This is a genomic window from Actinoplanes sp. NPDC023801, assembly GCF_040639655.1.
Lineage (GTDB): Bacteria > Actinomycetota > Actinomycetes > Mycobacteriales > Micromonosporaceae > Actinoplanes.
Map to the genome: position 1 here is coordinate 112,396 of NZ_JBFAAI010000027.1, position 9,747 is coordinate 122,142.

1 protein-coding gene is annotated in these 9,747 nt (G+C 71.6%); it reads left to right on the forward strand.

All coding sequences use genetic code 11. From position 1 onward, the window contains the following. Positions 1–16: 16 nt before the first annotated feature. The coding region (locus tag AB0G04_RS34580; protein WP_360991651.1) for an SDR family NAD(P)-dependent oxidoreductase at positions 17–9,747 on the forward strand (9,731 nt) is incomplete at its 3' end.

Genomic DNA, 9,747 nt, shown 5'->3' on the forward strand with positions numbered 1-9,747 from the left:
GTGCTAGGGGACAGCCATGGCAGATGAACAGAAGCTCCTTGACCATCTGAAGTGGATGACCGGTGAGTTGCGCCAGGCCAACCGGCGTCTCCGTGAGGCCGAGGAGGGCGCCCGCGAGCCGATCGCCATCATCGCCATGAGCTGCCGCTTCCCGGGCGGAGTGCAGAGCCCGGAGGACCTGTGGCGACTGGTGGCCGGTGGCCACGACGCCGTGGCTCCGTTCCCCGGCGGGCGGGGCTGGGACGTCGACGCGCTGTTCGACCCGGCCGGTGACCGGCCCGGCACGTCGTACGTCCGTGAAGGTGGCTTCCTGTCCGCGGTCGACGGCTTCGACGCGGACCTTTTCGGCATCGCTCCCCGTGAGGCCGTGGCGATGGACCCGCAGCAGCGGATCCTGCTGGAGACCTCGTGGGAGCTGTTCGAGCGGGCCGGGCTGGACCCGCGCTCGCTGCGGCGCCGGCGGATCGGCGTGTTCGCCGGTACCAACGGCCAGGACTATGCGTCCCTGATCGCCGGCGACGACGAGACCACCGAGGGATATCTGGCCACCGGCACGGCCGCCAGTGTCCTCTCCGGCCGGCTCGCGTACGCGTTCGGGCTCGAGGGCCCGGCCGTCACCATCGACACGGCCTGCTCGTCGGCCCTGGTCGCCCTGCATCTCGCCGCCGAGTCGCTGCGGCGTGGCGAGTGCACCATGGCGCTGGCCGGTGGCGTCACCGTGATGACCACGCCGACCGCGTTCGTGGAGTTCAGCCGTCAGCGCGGGCTCGCCGGGGACGGGCGGTGCAAGCCGTTCGCGGCCGCCGCCGACGGCACCGGCTGGGGCGAGGGCGCCGGTGTCCTGCTGCTCGAACGGCTCTCCGACGCTCAGCGCAACGGCCACCGGGTACTGGCGGTGGTCCGCGGGACGGCGGTCAACCAGGACGGCGCCTCGAACGGGCTCACCGCCCCCAACGGCCCTTCCCAGCAGCGGGTGATCCGTGACGCGCTGGCGAACGCCGGGCTCTCCCCGGCCGAGGTGGACGCGGTCGAGGCGCACGGCACCGGCACGAAGCTGGGCGACCCGATCGAGGCGCAGGCGCTGCTCGCCACGTACGGTCAGGACCGTACCGGGGACCGGCCGCTGTGGCTGGGCTCGGTCAAGTCGAACATCGGCCACACGCAGGCCGCCGCCGGTGCCGCCGGGATCATCAAGATGGTCATGGCCATGCGCGCCGGCGTACTCCCGCCCACGCTGCACGTGGACGAGCCGACGCCGCACGTCGACTGGGCGGCGGGCGCGGTCGAGCTGCTCCGGGAGTCCCGGGAGTGGCCGGAGACCGGCCGCCCGCGACGGGCCGCCGTCTCGTCGTTCGGTATCAGCGGCACCAACTCGCATGTGGTTCTGGAGGCGGCGCCCTCACAGACGGACGATGCGCCGCCGGCCGCGTACGCCGGACCGGTGCCCTTCGTGTTCTCGGCCCGCACCGGCGCCGGACTGCGAGACCAGGCGGACCGCCTCGGCGCGCTGCTGTCCGGGGGCGCCACGGCCGAACCGGCTGCCCTCGGCGCCGCGCTGGCGACCACCCGGGCGGCACTCGACAGCCGAGCCGTGATCGTCGCCTCCGATCTGGACGAGTTGGCCGCCGGCCTGGCCGATCTCGCGGCGGTGTCCGGCACCGCCGCTCCGGGTGGTCTGGCGTTCCTGTTCACCGGTCAGGGCGCGCAGCGCATCGGCATGGGTGAGGGTCTTTACCGCCGGTTCCCGGTGTTCGCGGAGGCGTTCGACGCGATCTGTGCCCGCTTCGACCAGCTGCTGGACCTGCCGCTGCGCGAGGCGATCGACTCCGACGCGATCAACCAGACCGTCTACACCCAGGCCGGGTTGTTCGCGGTCGAGGTTGCGGTGTTCCGGCTGCTCGAGTCGTGGGGTGTCACCCCGGACTATCTGCTCGGGCATTCGATCGGTGAGATCGCTGCCGCCCATGTCGCCGGAGCCCTGAACCTGGATGACGCGGTCACGCTGGTGGCTGCTCGTGGCCGGTTGATGCAGGCCCTGCCTGCGGGTGGGGCGATGCTGGCCGTGCAGGCGTCCGAGGCCGATGTTCCGGAAGGTGTCGACATCGCGGCGGTCAACGGGCCGGACGCGATCGTGCTGTCCGGTTCGGTGGAGGCGATCGACGCGGTCGCACCGCGGTTCGTCAAAGCGACCCGGTTGACGGTCTCCCACGCGTTCCACTCGGCACTGATGGAGCCGATGCTCGCCGACTTCGCCGCGGTGCTGGCGGGTCTCTCCTTCGAGGCCCCGCGGATTCCGGTCGTGTCGAATCTGACCGGTGAGCCGGTCGAGGTGTTCACCGCCGAGTACTGGCTGCGGCATGTGCGGGAGGCGGTCCGGTTCGCTGACGGGGTGTCCTGGCTGGCGTCGAACGGTGTGACGCGGTGTGTCGAGGTCGGTCCGTCGGGTGTGCTGTCGGGGATGGCGGCGCTGACCGCGCCGGAGCTGACCTACGCCGCGGCGCTGCGCAAGGACCGCGACGAGACCGAAAGTGTTCTGCGGGCGACCGGGCAGCTGTGGACGGTCGGTGTGGCCGTCGACTGGACGGCGATCCTGCCGGCGGCCGGGCACGTCGATCTGCCGACGTATCCGTTCCAGCACCGGTCCTACTGGCCGCCGATGCGCGCCGGAAGCGGCAACATCGCGGCCGCCGGTCTGTCCGCCGCCGATCATCCCCTGCTCACCGCCGTGGTCACACTTGCCGACAACGACGGCATCCTGCTCACCGGGCGCCTCTCCACCCACACGCATCCGTGGCTCGCGGACCACGTCGTGCACGACCGCGTCGTCCTTCCCGGCACCGCCTTCGTGGAGCTGGTGCTGCGCGCTGCCCAGCAAGCCGGCGGTCTGGACATCGCCGACCTGACCATCGAGCAGCCGCTCGTCCTCCCCGCCTCCGGCGCGATTCAGCTCCAGGTACGCGTCGCGGCCGTCGACGACTCCGGCGAGCGGCCGGTCCAGGTGTTCGCCCGCCCCGAATCGGAGTCCGGCAGCGAGTCCGAGTGGACGCGGCACGCATCCGGCACCCTCGCCGCCACGGTCGCCACCGGGTCGTTCGACCTGACCGCCTGGCCTCCGGCCGGCGCCGAGCCGATCGAGCTGGGAGACTTCTACGGCGACGCCGCCGAGCGCACCGGCCTGCGATACGGCCCGGTGTTCCAGGGGTTGCACGAGGCCTGGCTCCGCGACGGCGACGTCTACGCGGAGATCGCACTCCCCACCGAGGCACACACCGAAGCCGGCCGGTTCGGTCTGCACCCGGCACTGTTCGACGGAGCCCTGCACGCCGCCGCCCTCGGCGGTCTGCTCCCGGACGACGGCGCCGCCCGCCTGCCGTTCGCGTGGTCCGGAGTGCGCCTGCACGCCTCGGGCGCTCCCATGCTGCGGGTCCGTCTCAGCCCGGACGGCCCGGAAGCCGTCACCCTGCACATCGCCGACGTGACCGGTGGCCCGGTCGCCACCGTCGGCCGGCTCGTCCTGCGTGCGGCGTCCCGCGATCAGCTCGACGCCGGTGCCGGCAGCGAACTGCGCGACGCGATGTACACCGTCACCTGGACCGCACTCCCGGCCCTCACCGGCACCACGGCCGCGGCCGCGGCCACGATCACCGTCCTCCCGGTCTCCGGAACCGGCGGCGACCTCACCGGGCAGGTGCACGCGGTCACCGCTGCCACCCTCACCTCCGTACGGGAATGGCTCGCCGACGAGCGCTTCGCCGACCACCTCCTCGTCGTGCTGACCAGGGGCGCCGTCCCGGTCGGCGGGCCGGTCACCGACCTGCCCGCCGCAGCGGTGCGGGGCCTGCTGCGCTCGGCGCAGACCGAGAACCCGGGCCGGATCGTGCTCGCCGACCTCGATATCGACCTGGCCGAGCCGTCGCCGGAGCTGCTGGCCGACCTGGCCGGCCGGGACGAGCCGGAACTCGCCGTCCGCGGTGCCGAGGTGTTCGCTCCGCGGCTGACCCGGGCGTACCCGGCGACCTCGCTGACGCTGCCCGGGAGTGCCGAGCCCTGGCGGGTCGTCCCCGGCACCGACGGTGCCCTGTCGAGCCTCGGGTTCGCCGAGGTGCCCGAGGTGAGCGCCGCTCTGGCCGCGGGCGAGGTGCGGATCTCGGTACGGGCCACCGGTGTGAATTTCCGGGATGTGCTGCTCGGGCTAGGGGTGTATCCGGAGCCGGATGCGGTGATGGGCTCGGAGGGTGCTGGAGTCGTCGTTGAGGTGGGCCCTGAGGTGACGGGGCTTGCTGTCGGCGATCGGGTGTTCGGTCTGTTCCATGGTGGGTTTTCGCCGGTGGTGGTGGCTGATCATCGGGTGGTGGCCCGGATGCCGGTGGGCTGGTCGTTCGTGCAGGCGGCGTCGGTGCCGATGGCGTTCTTGACCGCCTGGTACGGGTTGCGGGATCTGGGTGGCCTGCGTGCGGGTGAGCGGGTGCTGGTGCACGCGGCCGCCGGTGGTGTGGGTATGGCCGCGGTGCAGTTGGCCACGCTGTGGGGTGCGGAGGTCTTCGCGACCGCTTCACCGCCGAAGTGGGCGGCGGTCCGAGACCTCGGTGTCGACGATGCGCACCTCGCGTCGTCGCGGGATCTCGGTTTCGCTGAGGCGTTCGGCAGTGTGGATCTGGTGCTGGACTCGCTGGCCGGCGAGTTCGTCGACGCGACCCTGGGCATGCTGAATCCCGGCGGCCGGTTCGTGGAGATGGGCAAGGCCGACGTCCGCGACCCGGCTGTGGTGCGCGAGCGGCACGGCGCCTGGTACAAGGCGTTCGACCTGTCCGAGGCGGGGGAGTCCCGGACCGGTGAGATGCTGGCCGAGCTGGTGGTGCTCTTCGAGTCGGGGGCGTTGCGGTTGTTGCCGCCGGCGGTCGCTGATGTGCGGGAGTTGCCGGCGGTGCTGGGCACGATGAGTCGTGGCGCGCATGTCGGCAAAAATGTGGTGTTGCTGCCGTGTCCGGTTGACGGTCCGGTTCTGATCACCGGTGGTACGGGTGGTCTGGGTGCTCTGGTGGCGGCGCATCTGGCTGAGTCGGCGGGTGTGCGGGATCTGGTTCTGGTGAGCCGGTCGGGTTCGGCCGCGCCGGGTGTGGAGGAGTTGGTCGCCCGGTTGGAGTCGGCGGGTGCGTCGGTGCGGGTGGTGGCTGCCGATGTGGCTGATCGTGATGCGCTGGCGGCTGTGGTCGCCGGTGTGGAGCATCTGGCTGGTGTCGTGCACTGTGCCGGTGTTCTTGACGACGGGGTGTTCACCGGTCTGACTCGGGAGCGCGTTGCCGCGGTGCTGGCGCCGAAGGTCGATGCGGTGGTGCATCTGCATGAGTTGACGCGGGATCGGGATCTGCGGTTGTTCGTGGTGTTCTCGTCGGTCTCGGCGGTGTTCGGTTCGGCGGGGCAGGCGGCTTATGCGGCGGCGAACGCGTTCCTGGACGGTTTCATGTCGTACCGCCGTGGTCTTGGTCTGCCCGGTCAGTCTCTGGGCTGGGGTCTGTGGGCGAACGCCGCCGGCATGGGCGGACGCCTGGCGGGCACCGATGCCGACCGGGTGACGCGGGCCGGCGACGCCCTTTCCGACGAGCTCGGGCTCGACCTGTTCGACGCCGCCCGGAAGTTGCCCGACCCGCATCTGATCCTGGCACAATTCGACCTGGCGGGCTTCCGCCGCGCCGGCACCGTCCCGGCACTTCTCAAAAACCTCATCCGCGGTACGGGCCGACGCGCGGCCCGGCACACCGGAGGTGGCTCCGGACTGGCCCGCCGCCTGCAGGCGATGACCGAGGCCGACCGCGAGCGCACCCTCGTCGACCTGGTACGTGACCAGGTCGCGGCCGTCCTCGGCCACGGCGGTGCCGATGCCGTCGACGCCGGGCGCGCGTTCAAGGACCTCGGCTTCGACTCACTCACCTCGGTGGAACTGCGTAACCGGCTGAACGCGGCCGCCGGGATCCGGCTGTCCGCCACGGTCGTCTTCGACTACCCGAACCCGACACTGCTCGCGAACCACCTCGGCCGGCAACTCGCCGGAACGGCCACCGAGTCCGGGCCGGTGGCCACCGTCACGACCGTCGACGCCGACGAGCCGATCGCCATCGTGGGCATGGGCTGCCGATTCCCGGGTGGCGTCGAGAACCCGGCCGACCTGTGGCGGCTGCTGACCGACGGCACCGACGCGATCGGCCCGTTCCCCCTCGACCGCGGCTGGACCGGCGAGTACGACGGATACACCCGAGCCGGCGGCTTCATCGGCCATGCGGCGGACTTCGACGCCCGGCTGTTCGGCATCTCCCCGCGCGAGGCCCTCGCCATGGACCCGCAACAGCGTGTGCTGCTGGAGACGTCCTGGGAGGCGTTCGAATCGGCCGGCATCGACCCGGCCACCCTCCACGGCAGCCAGACCGGCGTCTTCGTCGGCGCTGCCGCCTCCCGGTACGGCCAGGGCGCCGACCTGCCGGCCGAGACCGAGGGACACGTCCTCACCGGTATCGCGACGAGCGTGATCTCCGGCCGGGTCGCCTACTCGTTCGGCCTCGAGGGACCGGCTGTCACCGTCGACACCGCCTGCTCGTCGTCGCTTGTCGCACTGCACCTCGCCGTCCAGGCGCTGCGGCAGGGCGAATGCGACATGGCTCTCGCCGGCGGTGTCACAGTGATGGCGAACCCGGACATCTTCGTGGAGTTCAACCGCCAGCGTGGACTGGCGGCGGACGGCCGCTGCAAGGCTTTCTCGGCCGAGGCCGACGGCACCGGCTGGGGCGAGGGCGCCGGTGTCCTGCTGGTCGAGCGACTGTCCGACGCTCAGCGGCACGGCCACCAGATCCTGGCGGTGGTCCGCGGATCGGCGATCAACCAGGACGGCGCCTCCAACGGGCTGACCGCCCCGAACGGCCCCTCCCAGCAGCGGGTGATCGACCGCGCGCTGGCCGGGGCGGGACTGCGGGGCGCCGACGTGGACGCCGTGGAGGCGCACGGAACCGGCACGGCGCTCGGCGACCCGATCGAGGCCCAGGCACTGCTCGCCACCTACGGCCGGGACCGGGCTCCGGACCGCCCGCTGCTGCTCGGATCGGTCAAGTCGAACATCGGCCACACCCAGGCCGCGGCCGGAGTCGCCGGTGTGATCAAGATGGTGCTGGCGATGCGGCACGGGGTGCTTCCCCGTACGCTGCACGCCGCCAATCCGTCGCACCACGTCGACTGGACCAGCGGGGCGCTGCGCCTGCTCGACGCGACCACGACCTGGCCCGAGACCAGCCGCCCGCGCCGCTCCGCGGTGTCGTCGTTCGGCATCAGCGGCACGAACGCCCACGTGGTCCTCGAACAGCCGCCGGCCGAACCGCAGCCCACCGACCAGCCGCGCTCCGCGTCGTCCCTGGTTCCCTGGGTGGTCACCGGGCACACCGCCGACGCCGTACGCGCGCAGGCCGCCCGCCTGATCGCTTTCGCCACCGAGATCCCCGGGCTCGACCCCGTGGACGCCGGCTACGCACTCGCGACCGGCCGGAAAGCCCAGAAACACCGCGCCGTCGTGCTCGGCGAGAATCTCACCGAGATCGTCGAGGGCCTGAGCATGCTCACGCCCGAAGCCGGGGACGCCGGCCGGACGGCGTTCCTGTTCACCGGCCAAGGCGCGCAGCGCATCGGCATGGGTACGGGCCTGGCCGCCGGGTTCCCGGTGTTCGCGGAGGCGTTCGACGCGATCTGTGCCCGCTTCGACCAGCTGCTGGACCTGCCGCTGCGCGAAGCCATCAGCTCCGAGGCGATTCACCAGACCGTGTATACGCAGGCCGGGTTGTTCGCGGTCGAGGTCGCGATGTTCCGGCTGCTGGAGTCGTGGGGTGTCACTCCGGACTATCTGCTGGGGCATTCGATCGGTGAGATCGCCGCAGCTCACGTTGCCGGGGTTCTGGATCTGAATGACGCGGTGACGTTGGTTGCGGCTCGTGGCCGTCTGATGCAGGCACTGCCGGCGGGTGGGGCGATGCTCGCGGTGCAGGCCACGGAGGCCGAGGTTCGTGAGGCGATCACCGGTCTGCACCTGGACATCGCGGCCGTCGACGGGCCGACCTCGGAGGGCCGGGACGGGCTCGCCGGTCGGGGTCTCGATATCGCGGCTGTCAACGGGCCGAGTTCGGTGGTCGTCTCGGGTGACGCTGCCGCGATCGAGGAACTGGCATCCCGATTCGCCAAGACGACCCAGCTGACGGTGTCGCACGCGTTCCATTCGTCGCTGATGAAGCCGATGCTTGCCGACTTCGCAGACGTGCTGGCGGGGCTCTCCTTCGAGGCGCCGCGTATCCCGGTGGTGTCGAACCTGACCGGTGAGCCGGTCGAGGAGTTCACCGCCGACTACTGGCTGCGGCATGTGCGCGAGGCGGTCCGGTTCGCCGACGGGGTGTCCTGGCTGGCCGGGCACGGCACGACCCGGTTCGTCGAGGTCGGCCCGGCGGCGGTCCTCACCGGGCTGGTCCGGGACGCGGTCGTGGACGGTCGTGTCGTGGCCGTGCTCCGCAGCAACGTTCCGGAGGAACACGCGCTGCTGCAGGCGATGGCCGAGCTGTTCACCGCCGGCGCTGAGATCGACTGGCCCGGGGTCTGCGGTTGGCGTTCCCGTCGCCGGGTGGCCCTGCCGACGTACGCGTTCCAGCGCGACCGCTACTGGCTTACCCCCACCGACGCGGCACCGGTGTCGGATGCCGGGGACAGCGGCTTCTGGTCGGCGGTCGAGCGTGGTGACCACGAAGGACTCGCGGGTGAGCTGCAGGGCGTGGATGTGCAGGCGCTGGAGAGCATGCTGCCCGCGTTGTCCGCGTGGCGTCGTCGTCGCCGATCGCAGACCGTGGTGGAGGGCTGGCGGTACCGGATCGGCTGGGCGCCGGTCGCGGACCCCGGCAAGCCCGAGCTTTCCGGCGCGTGGTTGCTGGTGACCGACGGCCCCGCTGCTGACGATGTTGCGTCGGCGCTGGTGTCGGCGGGTGCCGAGGTGGTGCCGGTCGAGGGTTCGGCTGATCGTGATGTGCTTCGTGAGCGGCTCTCCGCGGTGACCGGCGAGGTCGCCGGTGTCGTGTGGGCTCCCGGCACCGCGTCGGCCTGGTCGTTGACGGTGCTGATGCAGGCGGTTGCCGACGCCGGTATCGGTGGCCGGGTGTGGGCTGTCACTCGTGGTGCGGTGGCGGTGGGTCGTTCGGAGTCGGTCACCGACGTTGCCGCGTCGATGGCGTGGGGTGTGGGCCGGGTTGCTGGGCTGGAGTTGCCTCTGGTGTGGGGCGGTCTGGTGGATCTTCCGGCTGTGCTGGGTGAGCGTGAGGGTCGCCGGTTTGTCGCTGTTCTCGCTTCGGGTGCTGAGGATCAGGTGGCGGTGCGTTCGTCGGGTGTTTTTGCTCGTCGTCTGCGTCCGGCTCCTGCGCTGGGAGCGGTCACTCCGGTGTCGTGGTCGGGGACGGTGTTGATCACTGGTGGTACGGGTGCGTTGGGTGCTCGGGCAGCGCGGTGGGTGGTGCAGCGTGGTGCTTCGCGGGTGGTGCTGGTGTCGCGGCGTGGCGGGCAGGCTGCTGGTGTGGCGGAGCTGGTTGCGGAGCTGACCGGGTTGGGTGCCGAGGTTGAGGTGGTGGCGTGTGACGTCGCCGATCGGGATGCGGTGTCGGAGCTGGTGGCGGGGATCGATGGTCTGACGGGTGTGGTGCATGCCGCTGGTGTCTCCGCGGTGCAGAGCCTGGCCGAGGTTTC